The following is a 16,982-nucleotide window of genomic DNA, read 5'->3' on the forward strand; positions in this document are numbered from 1 at the left end:
CCGAAGGCGGACCCCCGGGGAGGGAGCCACCCATGCTTGAGATCGACTACGACGACCTGAACGCCGGCGACGTGTACCACACGACCTTCCGGGTGAGCCCGGAGCTGGTCGAGTCCTATCGGAGCGCGCTGGACTGGGGCGACACCGACCCCGGCCGAGTTCCTCCGGCCGTGTTCGCCAATTTCACCCCGTGGTACTCCGCGCTCGGTGGCCGGCCGGCCCGCGGGACGGTGCACCTGCGCCAGCGGATGGAGCACTATGCGGCCGCCAGTGTGGGCGACCTGCTCGACGTCCGGCTGCGCGTCGCCGACCGGTACACACGCCGCGACCGGCGCTACGTGGACCTCGACATCGACTTCCTGGGCACACGAACCCTGGTGTGCCGGGCCGCGACCACCCTGGTCTGGGGGTATACGCAATGAACCGTAGCGCAGAGGCGGCGCCCGGCCGCGAACACCGGGTGAGCCAACCAACGATCGACGCCTTCGCGGAGGTGAGCGGGGGGATCGCGCCGATCCACACCGACCCGGAGTACGCGCGGAGCACTCCCTTCGGCGGCACCCTCGTGCACGGCATGTACCTGGTCGGCCTCATCGAGCGGGAGCTGTGCGCGCGTGCCCCGGGCTGGGACGCCAGCGGGACCGTCGACGTCACGTTCCGCCGGCCGGTGCGGGCGGGGGAACCGTTCACCATCCACCTGGCCGGCGACCCGGCGCGCGACGAGGAATTCGGTGTCACCGTGCGAACCGAGAACGGCACGGCGGTCACCGGGGTCGTCCGCGGACGACCCGGCCGCGACGACGAGAGGTGAGCGATGCAAGAAGCCGAGTACGTGCACCAGCTCGACCGGTTGTGGGCGCGCAACTGGCCCGCGGACCTGCCGCGCGAGCCCCACTACCCGTTCGGGGAGATCCCCATCACGGATTACCTGCGTTCCTGGGCCCGGCACAGCCCGGAGCGCGCCGCGCTGGTCTTCTACGGAACCGAGATCAGCTACCAGCGTTTGGACGAGCTCAGCGATCGGTTCGCCGCGCTGCTGCGGTCGCGCGGGGTGCGCCGCGGCGACCGGGTCGCCGTCCTGCTGCCCAACTGCCCGCAGTTCCACGTGGCGTTCTACGGGATCCTCAAGCTGGGCTGCGTGCACGTGCCGGTCAACCCGATGTTCAAGGAGCAGGAGCTGCGCCACGAACTGGTTGACAGCGGCGCCCGCGTCATCGTCACCGCCGACACGCACCACGCGATGGTGGAGTCCGTCCGATCCGACGCGGGCCTGGGCGACATCATCTCCACCAGCCCGGGGCGCTACCTTCCGGCCGAGCCGACCCTGCCCGTGCCGGAGTCCCTGTTGTCACCCGAGCAACCGTGCCCGGGCGCGATCGACCTGGAGAGCGCGCTGGAGCACGTATCGGCGCCGGAACCCCGGACCGAGGTTGGCCTGGACGACCTTGCCGCGCTCAACTACACGGGCGGCACCACCGGGCTGCCCAAGGGGTGCGAGCACACCCAGCGGCACATGGTCTACACCTGCGCCACTTCGGCCACCTACAACTTCGAAGGGCTGGGGCCGGGCAGTGTCGTGCTGACCTATCCGCCGTACTTCTGGATCCTCGGGGAGAACGTGGGCGTTCTCATGCCGGTTTTCACCGGGGCCACGCACGTCATCCTGGGGCGCTGGGACGTGACGGCGGCGCTGGCGGCGATCGAACGGTACCGGGTCACCTGCGCGAGCCTGATCATCGACAACGCGGTACGGCTCATGGAGTGCGCGGAGGCCGAGGGGCGCGACCTGTCCTCGATCCGGACAGTGACGGCCGTTCCGTTCGGCCGGAACCTGACCCTTGAGGACCGCCGCAGGTGGCAGCGGTTGTCCGGTGGGCGCAGCGTCCTGCGGGTGAGCTCCTACGGCATGACCGAGACCCACAGCCTGGACACCTTCACCGCGGGCCTGCAGGACGGCGACCGGGACCTCACGTCCCCGCCGCCGGTGCTGTGCGGGCTTCCGCAACCGGGCACCCGGTTCATGATCCGCGACTTCGAAACCGGCGAACCGATGCCGCTGGGCGCCGAAGGCGAGATCGTGATCAGCTCTCCCTCGGTACTGCGCGCCTACTGGGGCAGGCCCGAGGCGAGCCGGGAGGTTCTGCGCGACGGATGGCTGCGGACCGGGGATATCGGGATGCTGGACGAGAACGGCTTCCTGCACTTCATGGGTCGGCGCAAGGAGATGCTGAAAATGAGCGGGATGAGCGTCTTCCCCGCCGAGATCGAGCTGCTGCTCGGCCAGCATCCGGCTGTGGCCCGCAGCGGGGTGGTCGGCAAACCCGACCCGGACAAGGGCGAGGTTCCCTACGCCTTCGTGGAGCTCGACCCGGACCACGGCGGGACGACCACGGCGGAGGAGCTGGTCCAGTGGTGCCGGGAGAACATCGCCGGCTACAAGGTCCCGCGGATCGAGGTGGTCACTCACCTGCCGATGACCACGACCGGCAAAGTCCGCAAGACCGAGCTGACCGAGCTGGCCGCGCGGGGTGACCGGGCGGGCGGTCCGTAGCGGCGGGAAGCGCTCCGGGCCGCGGCTCCGGACCTCGGGGGCCGCGGCCCGGAGCGAACGCGACCTCGGGCAACCGCACGATAGCATCGGGTCCTGGCGGGAGAAGTGGGCAGGATCACCGGGAACGCGGACACGGCGTTACCCCGGGGGCCTGGACCGGAGCGGCCCGGGGGAGCGCGATCGTGACCGACGAGGGGCGGGCGGCGCCCGTTGACGCAGCCGACTCGGCTGTCGATGTTCCCGGCCCGCGGGTCGTCCGCATCGACCAGCACCCTAACCGGGCCGGAGCCCCGGAGGACGGCAGCGACCCGGAGGTGTCCCGGATCGTCCGGGCCCGGCAGGGGTTCCAGCGCCGCGTGGTCGACTACCTCGCCGCCGACGCCGGCATCCGGCAGTTCGTGGATCTGGGCTCGATGCTGCCCGCCGGCCACGGCATCCAGGACATCGCGCGCTCCGGCGAGCCCGGCGCCCGCGCTGTCTATGTCGACGCGTGGTCGGCGTGGTCAGCGCGCCCCGCGCGGGGGAAGGCGCGGCGCGACGAGGCGGTCCCGGTGGTCGCCGCGGACAGCATGCACCCTTCCCGGCTCATCGGGCGGCTGAAGGAGTGCGGGCTGGTCGACTTCTCCGCGCCCGTCGCCGTCCTGTTGCTGGAGACGGCGGCGTTGCGGCGCGACGGTGTCCAACCGGACGAGCTGGCCGCGGCGCTGCACGCTCAGATGTGTCCCGGCGGTCATCTGGCGGTCGCGCTCGACCCGGGCGACGTAGCCGACGGCGAGTCCCCCGCGGCAGCGTTCGGCCCGTTCTCCCCACTGGAACCGGGGCTCGCTGACCTGGCCTGGTGGCCCTACCCCGATGACGAGGTGGCTACCGAGGGGACCGGAATCCTGGGCGGCGTCGGGCGCAGGATGTGACCGCTCCGCTGGCTGGAGCGGCGGAAACCGCCCCGGTTGTCCCTCGCGAGCCGTTTTCCGGTTTTCTCGGCAGCGCGGCGGCGTCCCCCAACTCGTCGGGAATTTTCCGACAACCGGCCGAGAACGGCCGGCGTCCTATGGGTGCGGCAATCTTCCCGACAACGAACAAGGGAGCCGGGCCCATGGTCGGAGGGCATCGCAAAAAGACGTGGACCGCGGTCACCTCCGCGGTGGTACTGGCAGCGGTCGCCGCCTGCGGCGGTCCGGCGGCCAGCGAACCAAGCTCTTCCACCCGGGGCACCGAGTGGAGTGCCGTGCTCGGCGCCCCGGATCTGGGTGGTTCGTTCTCCGCCCTCGCGGCCACCGACTCCGCCAACATCTGGGCGTTCGGTGACACCGACGCGCAGGTCGACGGGACGACCTGGGTCTACCACTGGGACGGGTCCGACTGGACGCGCCAGGAGACCCCCGACGACTGGGCCCTGGTCCCCTCGACCGCCGATGCCACTGGGCCCGACGACGTGTGGGCGGCGGGCGAGTCCCCGGGGGGAGGAGCCGGTGTCATCCACTACGACGGTACGGAGTGGAGCGAGAGCGACCAGTCGGGTTTCCGGCCTTCCGCTATCGAGGCGCTCGCCGCGGACGACGTCTGGTTGCTCGGAGCGGCGGGCGAAGAAGCCGCCCGCTTTGACGGTGCGTCCTGGAGCGACGCAGACAGTCCGCGGGTGGGGACCGCGCTGTCGGGTACCGGCTCCGACGCGCTCTTCGCGGTCGGGACCCTGGACCGCCAGCCGGCCGCCGACATGTGGAACGGCGAGGAGTGGGTGTCCATGGACGTCCCGGAGGTGGACCTCTCGGTTGGCGGTGAGGCCAGCGCCTCGTTCGACGACGTGTACGCCCACTCCGCCGACGATGTGTGGGCCGTGGGCGACCTGCACTACAAGGACTCCGACGAGACCAACAACCACCGGCCGCTGACCGCCCACTGGGACGGCACCGAGTGGGAGGTCACCGTCGAGGAGCACGCGGGTAGCTACGCGGCGGTGACCGGCGACGGCGCCGGCGGGCTGTGGATCGAGAAGTCCGCGTGGAACCCGGTCATGCTGCACCGTGCCGCCGACGGAACGGTGACCGAGTTCGAGCTCGCCGGCGAGGACTACGACTACTCGGTCCCGGCGCTGGAGCACGTGCCCGGCACAACCGCCGCCGTCGCCGCGGGAACCGCGCATGTGAAGGGCGACCCGGAGGAGATCACCGACCACGGACGGATCTTCACGACCGGGATGTGACCGGACACCCCCTGGGGCGTGGAGGCCATCCTCGAATGCGGTTCGGTACCCGCGTTCGTGCCGGGCGGCTTGGCCCTGTTTTCGAACCGAGTGGCCGTCTGGGTCGGGCGCCGCCGGGGTTCTGGAGGGTCCGGAGGTGGGGCGTCCGCGAGTGGCGGAGCCGTTTGGGCGGCACACCGGAGGTGCCCGAAGGTTCCCGGCTTCGGGGCGCCCGGCCCGGCGAGCGGCAGCGAGCCCAAAAAACACTGCCCAGCCGGTGCTACGCCTCGCTCGCGGCCTGCGCCGCGATGCGGACCAGCTCGCGGCGCTGCGACGCGTCCAGCTCCAGCCCGAACGACTCGCTGAGCGTGTCCGGAACCTCCTCGGGGGCAAGCTCCCGACGCGTGGGCTCCGCACCCGGGCGGGTGGTCGTCAGCTCCAGCCCAACGAGGGTTCGGCGGACGTCCGGGCCCGTACGCTGGACCACCATTCGGCGGACGAACGGCGAGCGCGGGTGTGTCGCCGTGTAGTGGTTGGTCACCTCGTAGTCGACGCTGTAGTGCGGTTCCCGGGTGAAGCTGTACATGTCGAACCAGTCGTCCGGATGCCGGGACCGCAGCACCCAGGTGCCGTCGCGGCCGGGCTCGTCCAACCGGTAGGCCCACCCGCCCTGCCGTGCCTCGGTGCCGGGGGAGAGGCGGATGGGCTCCAGCAGGCCCTCGCCGCCGAAGCCGACATCGGCGATCCAGGACGCGCCGTCGACCCCGACATCGAGGAGGGCGTGCGATGTCGGGCGCAGCGCGTCCGACCCCATCCGGACCCGGGCGGCCAGCCCGCACACCCGGAACCCGGCGTGTTCGAGGACGGCGGCGAACAGCAGGTTCTGTTCGTAGCAGTATCCGCCGCGGCCGCGGCGGACGAGCTTGTCCTGGAGGTGTTCCAGGTCGAGCTCGATTCCCGCTCCGAGGAGGATGTCCAGGTTCTCGAACGGGATGGTGGCGGCGTGCGCGCGGTGCAGGGCGCGCAGCGTTTCAAGGGTCGGAGCCAGGGCGCCGGAGTAGCCGATGCGCTTCAGGTAGGCGGGCACGTCCAGAGACGCGCTCTGCCAACCGAACGCCGGGTCGGTCACGGTCTGCGGGCCACGGGTGGATTCGGGCACGGTTCCCCCAGATATCATTAGCCGGACAACGACTGAAAGTTAGCCGGCTAACGACTTGGATGTCAACAGGCCCGGGTACTTCCGGTCCTGACCTGGCCAGGATGGAGGCGATCCACGCGTGCGCGAATGGATCGACGTCTGGGATGACGACTTCCAGCCCGTGTTCTGGGAGGCCAAACGCGCCATGCTGCGCGCGGCCGAGGAGGTGCTCAACGAGCACGGTGTCCGGGAAGGGCAGCAGTTCATCCTCATGTGCCTTTGGGCCCAGGACGGCCTCGCGCCCGGGGAGATCGCCCGGCGGCTCGGCCTGGCCACGCCCACCGTGACCCGTACCGCCACGCGGATGGCCACGGCCGGCCTCGTCGAGCGGCGACCCGACCCGGCTGATGCCCGCGTGACCCGGATCTACCTCACCGAACGCGGACGCGACCTGCGCGACCCCCTGAACGCCGCGATGCGCGCCATGTCGGAACGCGCCATGGGCGGGATGACCGCTGACGAGCAAGCCACGCTCGTCGACCTCCTCCGCCGGCTCCGCGCGAACCTCGACGCCGACGGGGACGGAGCACGAACGAACCACCCATCGGACTGACGGTGCCGGCCTTCGGTGCCGGCGGGACCCGCCGCCGGCACCTGGCGCTCAGCCCTGCCTGGCCGCGGCGTTGATCTGCTCGCGCAGGATGTCCACGTGGCCGGCGTGCCGGGCGGTCTCCTCGACCATGTGCACCAGGATCCAGCGCAGCGACACCTGACCGAGCTCGTGCTGCGCGACCGTGTGGTCAAGGGCCAGACCGGCCGCGGCCGCACGTGATTCCGCGCAGGCGCGCTTGTACTCCTCGATGAGCGAGGCGACGGTCGCCTCGTCCGGTACCTCCCAGCTCTCGTCGCCTCCCGAGGAGACGAGGCCGAGTTTCGCGGCCGATTCGCCCAGCAGGACGACCTGGAACCAGTTCCGCTCCACCACCGTGAGGTGCCGCAGCATGCCGGCCGGTGTGGTGAGCGAGGGCACCAGGCGGCGGCGCGCCTCCTCCTCGTTCAGCCCGGCCACCTTGGCCACGACGGAAGCGCGCATGTAGTCGAGGACGGCGGTGAGTGTCTCGCGCTCGTCTCCCGTGGTCGCCTGCGCGGCCGCCTGTATTGCGGTGTTGAGGTCGTCTTCGGCGGATGGGGTCGCTTGCGGTGTCTGTTCAGCGGAGGGGACCATGCCGGAAGGTTACTAGGGATCTGTGATGGGGCGGCCGAGGCCCGGCGTGCCGGGCCTCTGGCGGAAATTCCGGTGACACGGCGGCCGCGCGCCACTAGAGTTCCCGGCCATGACGATGACGCTGGGCGACGCGTTCAACCGCCGCAAGAAGCTCGCCGCCGACCTGAGTAGCTGGATCAACCGGCTCGGCCTCGCGGGTAACGAGCGCCGTACCTTCCGGACCGACCACCTGGAGGGCGACGCCGCCTACACCCCGCAGCCCGGCACCGAGAAGCAGACGCAGCGCCAGTACAGCGTTGCTGAGTGCCGGGCGCGCATCAGCGAGATCCTCGCCGAGGACGAGGAGCTGGCGCTGCGGATCTCCCGCACCAACCAGCGCGCGCGGGCCGAGATCGAGGACCTCGACGGGCGCGTCCGCACGCTGTCCATCCCGGAGCTGATCGTCCTCAAGGACGACATCATCCCGAAGCTGGAGCGCGCGGCGCGCTCGGTCCCGGTGCGCGCGGGAGAGGTCGGTGTCTACGAGACCGGCGACGGCTGGCGCCGGTACCGCACGGTCAAGAAGATCGAGCGCAAGCACGAGAGCTTCAGCGACAAGGGCCTCAAGGTCGAGGAGATGGAGTTCCTCGGCTACGACGTTGTCGAGGTCACCGACTACGGCGTGCCGCAACGCGAGCAGTGGGACGAGACCGACCGGATCGGTGAGTTCGCGCAACGCGTCAAGCAGGCCATCAACAAGGCCAACCAGACCGAGTTGGTCGAGCTAGACTAGGCGCGCGGCGAGGCCGGTCCACCGAAGTTTGGCCGTAGCAGGTAGCAGGTACGGGGTCAGACGTCTATCCGCCTATCACACCTTGAGCAGAGGTGTCAGTTGTAGCTGGTAACGCGTAACGATGCGGCCGCGTGGAACGCGGCACGCGACATGTCATGCGTCCCTGGTACGCCGGTAAGCGGTACCCGTCGAATTCACTTTTGAATTGACCTCAAAAGGGGCCCACACCCCCTGGCCAGGGCCGGCCTCGCTCTCGTCTCCGCTGGTCCGGCGGACCCCTCACACCACGTGCAGCGGGTCCATCCGGACCTGGGCCACGTGGTCCTCCTTACGGGCGCTGCGGGCCGCCGCCGCGGCCTTGAGGGCGCGGGCCAGTGCCGAGGTGTCCGAGCGGGGCACCCGCAGCAGGGCGCGTTCGGCACGTCCCTGCGTGGTGTTGGCGTCTCCTGCCGGTTCGACCGGGACGGGGCCGAGGAGTTCGGCGCCCTCGGGCAGTTCGATCCGCTCCACCAGCTCGCGGACGTGCGCGGCCGCGCCGGTGACCGATGCCATCGTCACGGCGGGCGGGAACCCGAGCTCGCGGCGCTCGGCCAGCTCGCGTTCGGCGAAGCCGGCCGGATCCCAGCGCACGAGCGCCTGGGTGGCCGGAAGCGACGCTTCGGCGAGCACGACGACCTGGCCGCCCTGGTGCGCCGGGCGCACCAGGGCGGCGGCGTTGTACCACCGCCGCAGCGCCTCCTCAGTCGCGCGCAGGTCGGCGCGGTCGAGCAGGGCCCAGCCGTCGAGCAGCAGGGCAGCGGCGTACCCGCCCGCGGCCACGGGCTCGGCGCCCGGGGTGGCCACCACCAGAGCAGGGCGATCGGGCACCTCGGTGAGCACGTCGTCGCGTCCCGAGGTCCGTACGGTCAGCGAGGGGAACGCGCGGCCGAGCTCCTCGGCGGTCCGGCGGTCACCCACCACATTGGCCCGCATATGGGTGTGGGCGCACTCCGGGCAGGTCCAGTCGCCGGAAATCCGGCCGCACCACCGGCAGTACGGCATGGCGTGCGCGCTGTGCATCGCCAGCGGCCCCTGGCAGGTCTGGCAGCGGGCGGTCGCCCGGCACCGGGAGCACCCCATCGACGTGAGGTACCCCCGCCGCGGCACCTGGACCAGCACCGGACCGGTGGCCGCGGCCTCGCGGGCGGCCCGCAACGCCAGACTCGGTAACCGAGCGGTGCGGGCGGCCTCGTCGCGGGCCAGCTCGGTGTCGTCGCCCGCTACCCGCACCCGGGGAGCGCGCTGGCGCAGGGTGGCGCGCTCGGCGGCGAGCGGGAGAGCCCAGCCCGACTCCACCAGTTGGGTCGCCTCCGTGGTGCGGGTGAAGCCGCCGATGAGGGCGGCGGCCCCGGCGCGGTGCGCGCGCATGGCCAGCACGGTGCGCGCGTTCGGGTACGGCGCGTGCGGATCGCTGTGGACGTCGTAACCGTCGTCCCACAGCACCACCAGGCCGAGGTCACGCACGGGAGCGAACATCGCGGCGCGGGTGCCCACCACCGCGCTGACCTCCCCGCGCAGCACCGCGAGCCAGCGGCGGTAGCGCTTGGCCGGCCCGAGATCCGCGGTGAGTGCCACATGCCGGCCCGCGCCCAGGTGCCGGCCCAACGCGGTGTCGACCGTGTCGACGTCGCGACCGTCCGGGACGACGATCACCGCGCCGCGCCCCGAACCGAGTGCGGCGCCCGTGGCCGCGGCGATGGCGTCCGCCCAATCGGGCCCGGGCAGTGCCGTCCAGACGGCTCGGGGGGCCTTGCCGGAGCGCAGCGCCGCGAGGAACGACGGGCCGGTCGGATAGTCGGCCCACGGCCCCGGATCGTTGTGCCCCTCGCCGGACTCGCGCGGCTCCGATGCGCTCTCGCCGGACGGCGGCTCGTCCCTGGGCTCGCGCTCCACCCGCGCGTGCCGCGGCGGAACCGCCAGCCGGAGGACGTCACTGAGCGTCCCGGCGTAGCGGTCGGCGACGGCACGCGCGAGGTCGCGGATCTCCGGGGTGAGGACGGGCTCGGAGGAGACGACCTGGTGCAGGTAGAGCAATTGGCCGGAAAACTCCGACTCGGCGACCCGCTCCAGCAGGAACCCGGAGAGCGACTGCCCACTGAAGCGCACCACCACCCGGCACCCTGGCACCGCCGCGGCGTCCAGGGATTCGGGCACCAGGTAGTCGAACGGCCGGTCGAGGTGGGGCAGCGGGGAGTCGACCACCACCCGCGCCACGGGTAGCTCCGCCGCGGGACGCCGTTTCGCGGGCGCCTTCGCGCCGGCCGCCACCGCGGCGCGCGGCGCGCGGAAAAGCGCCCCTTCCTCGGGCTCGGGCTGCGGGGACATCGCAACCAGGTTTACCAGAGGACGGTGACACCACCGCGGACCAACCGGCCGCGGTGGCGCGCTATTCGCGCCGATCTCGGGAAGTGCACGCATTACCCATGAGTGGAGTTTCGGTGGTGTGGGGTGGTGGGAGTGTGAGGGCGCCGGGGTGGTGCCCATCGCTGCGGTGCGCGCGTGGTGGCGCACCCGACGAAAAGCAGCAGCGGCGGTGGTGTGGGCCAGCCCGCGGGGAGCGGTACGGGTGCCCGATGGGGCGGCCTCCGACGAAGCGCCGACCGGTGGCCGGGCGCAGCGGGGGTGTCCGTAGCGGCGTTCTCGGCGCTGGGGCGTATCGGGGGTGACCGTAGGGACACTCTCGACGCCGAGAACGTCCCCACAGTCAGGTTCGGTGCACAACGGCGCGGTGCGGGGGCGCCACCGGCGGGCACCCGCACCGACGACCGCCGGCCCCGGCGTTGGCTGTCCCGGCCGTGCGGCGTCGCGGGGCGTGCGGGCGGGTAGTGCTGGTAGAACGGAGACAACGCGGTGAGTGAGCTCCGGCGTTCCCGGTGCCGCCTGGAGTGCCGCGTTCCCGCCGCGCTCGCCGCCGCGGGCGCGGCGCGGTGCCGCCTTCGCGCCCACCGGGGCCGCGCCCCACGGGCACGCACACCGTCCTGGCACACGCGAGAAAGGGGAAGGGCGTCACCCCGTTGAACGCGCGGGATCCGCACGCCCGACGATCTGATGAGGCTGGTCTTCGCCGGAACACCCGAGGCCGCGGTCCCGTCGCTGCGGGCGCTGCTGAGCACCCGACACGAGGTGGCGGCGGTCATCACCCGCCCCCCGGCCGCCGCCGGGCGCGGCCGCAGGGAGCGCGAGAGCCCGGTCGCCGACGTCGCCACCGAGGCCGGGCTGGAGGTGCTGAAACCCGAGAAGGCGAGCGACCCCGAGTTCCTCGACCGCCTGCGCGCGATCGCCCCGGACTGCTGCCCGGTTGTCGCCTATGGCGCGCTGCTGCGCCGCGACGCCCTGGAGATCCCGCCGCACGGCTGGGTCAACCTGCACTTCTCGCTGCTGCCGGCCTGGCGCGGCGCGGCACCGGTGCAGCACGCGGTGCTGCGCGGCGACGACATCACCGGCGCGACCACCTTCGAGATCGAGGAGGACCTCGACTCCGGCGCGGTCTACGGCACGGTCACCGAACCCATTGGTGAACGCGACACGAGCGGCGACCTTCTCGGCCGGCTCGCACACACCGGCGCCGAGTTGCTGGTTCGCACGCTCGACGGGATCGAGTCCGGTGCGCTCGTTGCGCGCCCGCAGGACAGCGACGGCGTGTCGTACGCCACCAAACTGGCGCCGTCCGACGCCCGGGCCGACTTCGGCATGCCCGCGATGCGGGTGGACCGCCTGGTCCGGGCCTGCACGCCGGCGCCGGGCGCGTGGTCGACGTTCCGGGGCTCGCGGGTGAAGCTGGGTCCGGTCGTACCGGTCGCCGACGGCCCGCCCCTCGCGCCGGGCCAGGTCCGGGCCACGAAGCACCAGGTCCTGGTGGGCACCGCCACCCACCCCGTCGAGCTGGGCGACGTGCAGCCCCAGGGAAAACGCAGGATGAGCGCGCTGGAATGGGCGCGGGGGGTGCGGCCGGGCGAGGATGAGCGCCTTGGCGGATGATCCGGCGCGCGATCCGGTGCGCCCCACCCCCGAACCTGCCGTACCCTCGGTGGGCGGCCCGAGCGCGGCCCGACCGGTGCGGGGCCGGCAGTGCCATCCGGTGGATTTCCAGGTGTGAGGCGGATCCGTAAAGTGCCATACCAATCCCGCTCCGGGCACCGCCCGGCACGCCGCGACAGCAAGGGCGGCGGGCGCGGCACGGGACCCGATCCGGCGCGCCGGGTCGCCTACGACGTCCTCAAGGCGGTGCACGACCGCGACGCCTACGCCAACCTCCTGCTCCCGTCGATGCTGCGGGAACGCAAGCTCGCGGGCCGCGACGCCGCCCTGGCCACCGAGCTCAGCTACGGGACGCTGCGGCACCAGGGCAGCTACGACGCGATCCTCGACGCGTGCGTCGACCGGTCGATCAGCTCGGTCGACTCCGACGTGCTGCCGATCCTGCGGCTCGGCGCGCACCAGTTGCTGAACACCAAGATCCCGCCGCATGCCGCGGTCAGCGCCACCATCACCCTCGCCCGCCGCGTGGTCGGCACGCACCGCGCCCGGTTCGCCAACGCTGTGCTGCGCAAGGTCGCCGCGCGGGACCTGGGGGAGTGGCTGGACATCGTCGCTCCGGACGGCGGCACCGACCTCGTTGGGCACCTCGCGGTGACGCACAGCCACCCGCGCTGGATCGTCGAGGCGCTGGCCGAGGCCCTCGGCGAGGACCCGGCCGGCGGGCTAGCCGAGACCGAGCGGCTTCTCGTCGCGCACAACGAGCGGCCGCAGGTGACGCTGGTCGCCAAACCGGGCCGGGCCAGCATCGCCGACCTGGTCAACAGCGGAGCCGTCCCGGCGCGCTTCTCCCCCTACGGGGTGTACCTGCCCGAGGGCGACCCCGCCTTACTGCGCGAGGTGAAACAGCAGCGCGCCGCCGTGCAGGATGAGGCCAGCCAGCTCGTGGCGCTGGCGCTGAGCCGCGTGGGCCTCGACGGCGGGGACGCCCACTGGCTCGACGCGTGCGCGGGACCCGGCGGCAAGGCCGCGCTGCTGGCCGGGCTCGCCGGGAAACGCGGCGCCCGGTTGGTCGCCGCCGAGCTGCAGCCAGCGCGGGCCCGGCTGGTCGCCGGTGCTGTGCGGCGTTCGGTGCGCGATGCCGGGCGCACCGTCGTGGCCGACTCCACCCGCCCTCCGTGGCGTGCCGGGAGCTTCGACCGGGTGCTGGTCGACGCGCCGTGCACCGGCCTTGGAGCGCTGCGCCGCCGCCCGGAGGCGCGGTGGCGCCGCGACGCCGGTAGCGCGGCCGAACTGGTGCCGCTGCAGCGGTCGCTGCTGGACCGCGCGCTCGACGCCACGCGCCCGGGCGGCGTGGTCGCCTACGTCACCTGCTCACCGCACCTGGCCGAGACCCGCGGAGTCGTGGGGGAGGTGCTGGCCGAGCGCTCCGACGTCACGGTGCTGCGCGCGGCCGACTACCTCGACGACGTGCCCGGCCTGGCGGTTGGCGACTACGCGCAGTTCTGGCCGCACCGGCACGGCACGGACGCGATGTTCCTGGCGCTGCTGCGCCGGCGGAGTGGATGATCGGACGCGATCGGCTCCGCCGCGGTGCGAGGAAGCGAGAAACCGCTGGATAGACTTGGCCGTGTGGCAATCCAGATCTCACCCAGCATCCTTTCCGCTGACTTTGCGCACCTCGCGGAGGAGGCCGAGGCGGTATCCCGATCGGCTGACTGGCTGCACGTCGACGTCATGGACAACCACTTCGTCCCCAACCTGACGCTGGGGCTGCCGGTGGTGGAGTCGTTGCGCGCGTCGGCACCGCTGCCGTTGGACTGCCATCTGATGATCGAGGATCCTGACCGCTGGGCTCCGGCCTACGCCGAGGCGGGCGCCGGAAGCGTCACCATTCACGCCGAGGCGGCCAGGTCGCCGGTACGCACTCTGCGGACCATCCGGTCGGCCGGCGCGCGTGCCGGCCTCGCGTTGAACCCGGTGACGCCCGTGGAGAGCTACGCCGAACTGCTGCCGGAGCTCGACATGGTGCTGATGATGACGGTAGAGCCGGGGTTCGGCGGGCAGCCCTTCCTGGACATGGTCCTGCCGAAGATCCGCCGCGCCCGCGCGCTGATCAACGACAGCAACGCCGACATCTGGCTGCAGGTCGACGGCGGCGTCAGTGCCGAGACCGTCGAGCGGGCGGCCGAGGCCGGGGCCGACGTGTTCGTCGCCGGCTCCGCCGTGTACGGCGCCGAGGACCCCGGATACGCGGTCGACGCTCTGCGTGCCCAGGCAGAGAAGGCCGCTCACTAGATCGGTGAGTGGGCGCATGGCGTGTCGTCCAACGGGACAGCGAGGACAGTGGGTGGGTCGGCCCCCAGCGGGCGGTACGGGTGCCCGGTGGTGGCGCGCCCGACGGGGGCAGCGAAGGCACCGGATAGGTCGGGGGTGCTTCCTGGTGTCGCCCGGCGCGGGGCTCGGGACCACCGCGACCCGCCCCGCATGTCCAGTTTCTGCGTCGATCTTGAGGATTTCGTGCCTTTACCGCGCGGTAAAGGCACGAAATCCTCAAGATCGGCACCCAGACCGCCCACAATCCAGACATAGCGGGCGCGCGGAGGCTCGCGCGGCACCGAAACCGACCGTGCGGACAGATTCGGCGCCGAGAACGTCCCCACAGACAGTCTCGGCGCGACCCAGCACCGAGAACCACACCACAGACACCCCCACTGGCCCCACCACCAGCCGCCCCCTCGTCGCGTGCGCCACTATCGGGCACCAGGTCCGATTCCCGCGGGCTGGACCACTACCGGCCTTCGCCGCTCTCGTCGCGTGCGCCACCATCGGGTACCCGCACCGATCTCTCGAATCCACCCCCGGGCACCGCGGGGGGAGCGGCCGTGCCCGCGTATGGGCACCACACGGCGGCGCCAACTTGGCAGAACGCGGGTCGGCGCCCGTACCATCCAACAACACCCGCGTGGTGGTGCGTGAATGCCATCGTGGCGCGAGCGGGACCGGTAGCCGGGTCGTCTGGGTCCGTTAGTTGGGGTGGCATGGCATGGAGACGTTGCTGGACGGGATGTGGGACGTTGAGGTCGACCTCGTCCTGTGGCTGCAGTCCCTGGGCGGGTGGCTCGAACCGCCGATGCGGGGGGCGAGCTTCCTGGGCTCGAAGGGCCTGTTCCTCCTGCTGCTCCCGCTGCTGTTCTGGTGTGTGCACGCCGGTGTCGGTGCCCGCGTGTTCCTTATGCTCATGGGCTCGTCGGTGGTCAACGGACTGCTGAAGGCGATCGTGGTGGGCGCGCGCCCGTACTGGCTGCACCCCGTGGTGACGTCGATGAGCCCCGAGGCCACGTTCGGGATGCCGTCGGGACACACCCAGTCCGCGGTCGCGGTCTGGGGTTACCTCGCCGCCAAGATCCGGCGCCGCTGGATCTGGCCGGCCGCCGCAACGGTGATCGTGCTCGTCGCTCTTTCGCGTGTCTACCTGGGCGCGCACTTCCTCACCGACGTCGTGGCCGGCCTCGCGGTTGGCGCGGCCCTCCTCTGGCTGGTGCTGCGGTACGAGCGGACCCTTCTGCGGTGGTGGCGCCAGCGCGCCCTCGGCCCGCAGGTCGGGCTGGCCCTCGCCGCGTCCCTGGTGCCCGGGGTACTCACCCTCAGTCTGCAGACGCTCGTGCGCGACGGCTGGACGGAGCCCGCCGAGTGGACGGGCACGGTGCCCACCGACCCGCCGGCCGCCACACTCGAGTATGTGTTCATGCTCGGTGGCGGGCTCTTCGGGGCGATGGTCGGATTCTCGGTGCTGGCCGCCCGCGGGTGGTACAGCGCGCAGGGCTCCCTCATCTCGCGCGTGACCCGCTACGTGCTCGGCATGGCGGGCATCGTGCTGATCCTCGTGGTGGCGCAGGTGGCGGTTCCCGGCGCCGATGGCGCCGCCGCGGCCGTCCGCGAGTACGTCCTGTACACCCTCATCGCGCTCTGGGGCGCGCTCGCGGCGCCGGAGCTGTTCGTGCGCATGGGCCTGGCAACGCGGCCGGAGTCCGCGCAACCGCAGGGGGTCACTTCCTGACCCGGTCGCGGCCGGGCGCGCCGGATTTTGCTACGCTTGTCGACATCGGTCTCCTGGCGCGCCAGGCCCCGGGCCTCCCCAGTGAGGGCTCGGGCACCGCATCGGGTGATCGAGATGTTGTCCAACGCGTGCTCCGGGGTCGGTGAAAGTCCGAACCGGCGGTGACAGTCCGCGACCCGGCCGAATCCATCGGCCGGTTGAACCGGTGGAATTCCGGTACCGACGGTGAAAGTCCGGATGGGAGGCAGTGCGCGTGGGGCCAGGCGGCGAGCGCCGGTCGAATCCGGCGGGACCGCCCGGTCCTTTCGGGCGGTGACCGCCGAACGAACCATCCCCGGGGCCAGACCAAGGCGAAGGGGATGGCCCGGACGTGTTCACCGGAATCGTAGAGGAACTGGGCGAGGTATCCGCGGTCGCGCCTGCGGGCGACACCGTCGAACTGACCGTCCACGGCCCAACCGTCACCTCCGACGCCGCGCATGGCGACTCGATCGCGGTCAACGGTGTCTGCCTGACCGTCACCGAAGTCGCGGGCCCGCGTTTCCGTACCGATGTCATGCGCGAGACCCTGGACCGGTCAAGCCTGGGCGCTCTCGCCCCCGGCGCCCCGGTCAACCTGGAGCGCGCCGCCAAAGTGTCCGACCGTCTCGGCGGGCACATCGTCCAGGGCCACGTCGACGGGACCGGTGAGATCCTGCGGCGCGTCCCCGGCGAGAGGTGGGAGACGGTGACGTTCTCGCTGCCCGGCGACCTTGCCCGGTACGTCGTGGAGAAGGGGTCCATCACCGTTGACGGCGTGAGTCTCACGGTGGCCGCCGTGGACGCCGACTCCTTCGGGATCGCCCTGATCCCCACCACGCTCGACCTGACCACGCTCGGCCGGAAGAAAGCCGGCGACCCGGTCAACATCGAGGTCGACGTTATCGCCAAGTACGTGGAGAAGCTGGCGGTCTCCGCTCCGGGAGCCGCCCGATGACGGCCGGCACGGGCACGCAGGCAGCCGCACCGCGGGACGGCGCCGGCCACGCGATCGAGCATGGGCC

General features: G+C 72.0%; 15 protein-coding genes and 1 riboswitch. Of the genes, 12 read left to right on the plus strand and 3 right to left on the minus strand.

Translation table 11 applies throughout. The annotated features are described in order from the left end of the window. Nucleotides 1-32 precede the first annotated feature (32 nt). From F4561_RS08435 to F4561_RS08455, 5 genes are all read left to right on the plus strand, one after another. Nucleotides 33-422, plus strand: a complete 390-nt coding sequence (locus F4561_RS08435; protein WP_184576397.1) for a hypothetical protein — start codon at nt 33-35, stop codon at nt 420-422. After that, nucleotides 419-811, plus strand: a complete 393-nt coding sequence (locus tag F4561_RS08440) for a MaoC family dehydratase (protein WP_184576399.1) — start codon at nt 419-421, stop codon at nt 809-811. Before F4561_RS08435 ends, F4561_RS08440 begins: the two co-directional genes overlap by 4 nt. Nucleotides 812-814: 3 nt before the next feature. Then, nucleotides 815-2,551, plus strand: a complete 1,737-nt coding sequence (locus F4561_RS08445) for an AMP-binding protein (RefSeq protein WP_184576401.1) — start codon at nt 815-817, stop codon at nt 2,549-2,551. A 182-nt stretch (nt 2,552-2,733) separates the two neighbouring features. Beyond that, complete coding sequence (locus tag F4561_RS08450) at nt 2,734-3,462, plus strand: SAM-dependent methyltransferase (protein WP_184576403.1); 729 nt, start codon at nt 2,734-2,736, stop codon at nt 3,460-3,462. Between the two features lie 182 nt (nt 3,463-3,644). Next, entirely contained in the window at nt 3,645-4,751 is a 1,107-nt protein-coding gene (locus F4561_RS08455; RefSeq protein WP_184576405.1) for a hypothetical protein, read from the plus strand. A 259-nt stretch (nt 4,752-5,010) separates the two neighbouring features. Here the strand turns inward: F4561_RS08455 and F4561_RS08460 are convergent, their stop codons facing one another. Continuing rightward, nucleotides 5,011-5,889 (minus strand): arylamine N-acetyltransferase family protein, encoded by an 879-nt coding sequence (locus tag F4561_RS08460; RefSeq protein WP_312885189.1) that lies wholly within the window; start codon nt 5,887-5,889, stop codon nt 5,011-5,013. A 118-nt stretch (nt 5,890-6,007) separates the two neighbouring features. Between F4561_RS08460 and F4561_RS08465 the strand changes: the two genes are divergently transcribed. After that, the gene (locus F4561_RS08465; protein WP_312885190.1) at nt 6,008-6,481 is read left to right on the plus strand and encodes a MarR family winged helix-turn-helix transcriptional regulator; all 474 of its coding nucleotides are present in this window, start codon (nt 6,008-6,010) and stop codon (nt 6,479-6,481) included. A 48-nt stretch (nt 6,482-6,529) separates the two neighbouring features. Here the strand turns inward: F4561_RS08465 and F4561_RS08470 are convergent, their stop codons facing one another. Next, nucleotides 6,530-7,093, minus strand: a complete 564-nt coding sequence (locus F4561_RS08470; RefSeq protein WP_184576409.1) for a DinB family protein — start codon at nt 7,091-7,093, stop codon at nt 6,530-6,532. Between the two features lie 109 nt (nt 7,094-7,202). Between F4561_RS08470 and F4561_RS08475 the strand changes: the two genes are divergently transcribed. Next, nucleotides 7,203-7,865 carry a hypothetical protein gene (locus F4561_RS08475; RefSeq protein WP_184576410.1) on the plus strand — a complete coding sequence of 221 codons (663 nt, stop codon included), beginning with the start codon at nt 7,203-7,205 and terminating at the stop codon, nt 7,863-7,865. Between the two features lie 279 nt (nt 7,866-8,144). On the opposite strand, the gene F4561_RS08480 is transcribed toward F4561_RS08475, so the two are convergent. Then, complete coding sequence (locus tag F4561_RS08480) at nt 8,145-10,229, minus strand: primosomal protein N' (protein ID WP_184576412.1); 2,085 nt, start codon at nt 10,227-10,229, stop codon at nt 8,145-8,147. A 723-nt stretch (nt 10,230-10,952) separates the two neighbouring features. Here F4561_RS08480 and fmt point away from each other — a divergent pair. The 5 genes from fmt (at nt 10,953) to F4561_RS08505 (ending at nt 16,915) form a co-directional block, all read left to right on the plus strand. Next, nucleotides 10,953-11,882 carry a methionyl-tRNA formyltransferase gene (gene fmt / locus F4561_RS08485; protein ID WP_184576414.1) on the plus strand — a complete coding sequence of 310 codons (930 nt, stop codon included), beginning with the start codon at nt 10,953-10,955 and terminating at the stop codon, nt 11,880-11,882. A gap of 132 nt (nt 11,883-12,014) precedes the next feature. Then, the gene (locus F4561_RS08490; protein ID WP_184576417.1) at nt 12,015-13,448 is read left to right on the plus strand and encodes an RsmB/NOP family class I SAM-dependent RNA methyltransferase; all 1,434 of its coding nucleotides are present in this window, start codon (nt 12,015-12,017) and stop codon (nt 13,446-13,448) included. 63 nt (nt 13,449-13,511) lie between these two features. Continuing rightward, nucleotides 13,512-14,177 (plus strand): ribulose-phosphate 3-epimerase, encoded by a 666-nt coding sequence (gene rpe / locus F4561_RS08495; RefSeq protein WP_184576418.1) that lies wholly within the window; start codon nt 13,512-13,514, stop codon nt 14,175-14,177. Nucleotides 14,178-14,925: 748 nt separating this feature from the next. Next, the gene (locus tag F4561_RS08500) at nt 14,926-15,939 is read left to right on the plus strand and encodes a phosphatase PAP2 family protein (protein WP_246437165.1); all 1,014 of its coding nucleotides are present in this window, start codon (nt 14,926-14,928) and stop codon (nt 15,937-15,939) included. Between the two features lie 124 nt (nt 15,940-16,063). Beyond that, nucleotides 16,064-16,194, plus strand: a riboswitch (FMN riboswitch). A gap of 115 nt (nt 16,195-16,309) precedes the next feature. After that, complete coding sequence (locus F4561_RS08505) at nt 16,310-16,915, plus strand: riboflavin synthase (protein WP_184576420.1); 606 nt, start codon at nt 16,310-16,312, stop codon at nt 16,913-16,915. Nucleotides 16,916-16,982: the final 67 nt, after the last annotated feature.

The sequence above is a fragment of the Lipingzhangella halophila genome (assembly GCF_014203805.1).
GTDB classification, from domain to species: Bacteria; Actinomycetota; Actinomycetes; order Streptosporangiales; family Streptosporangiaceae; genus Lipingzhangella; species Lipingzhangella halophila.

Excerpts from the sequence above, each read along its gene's own strand:
- F4561_RS08445 (WP_184576401.1), top strand. The coding sequence starts at position 815 with ATGCAAGAAGCCGAGTACGTGCACCAGCTCGACCGGTTGTGGGCGCGC.
- F4561_RS08455 (WP_184576405.1), top strand. The coding sequence starts at position 3,645 with ATGGTCGGAGGGCATCGCAAAAAGACGTGGACCGCGGTCACCTCCGCG.
- F4561_RS08435 (WP_184576397.1), top strand. The coding sequence starts at position 33 with ATGCTTGAGATCGACTACGACGACCTGAACGCCGGCGACGTGTACCAC.
- F4561_RS08480 (WP_184576412.1), bottom strand. The coding sequence starts at position 10,229 with ATGTCCCCGCAGCCCGAGCCCGAGGAAGGGGCGCTTTTCCGCGCGCCG.
- fmt (WP_184576414.1), top strand. The coding sequence starts at position 10,953 with ATGAGGCTGGTCTTCGCCGGAACACCCGAGGCCGCGGTCCCGTCGCTG.
- F4561_RS08500 (WP_246437165.1), top strand. The coding sequence starts at position 14,926 with ATGGAGACGTTGCTGGACGGGATGTGGGACGTTGAGGTCGACCTCGTC.
- F4561_RS08440 (WP_184576399.1), top strand. The coding sequence starts at position 419 with ATGAACCGTAGCGCAGAGGCGGCGCCCGGCCGCGAACACCGGGTGAGC.
- F4561_RS08470 (WP_184576409.1), bottom strand. The coding sequence starts at position 7,093 with ATGGTCCCCTCCGCTGAACAGACACCGCAAGCGACCCCATCCGCCGAA.
- F4561_RS08475 (WP_184576410.1), top strand. The coding sequence starts at position 7,203 with ATGACGATGACGCTGGGCGACGCGTTCAACCGCCGCAAGAAGCTCGCC.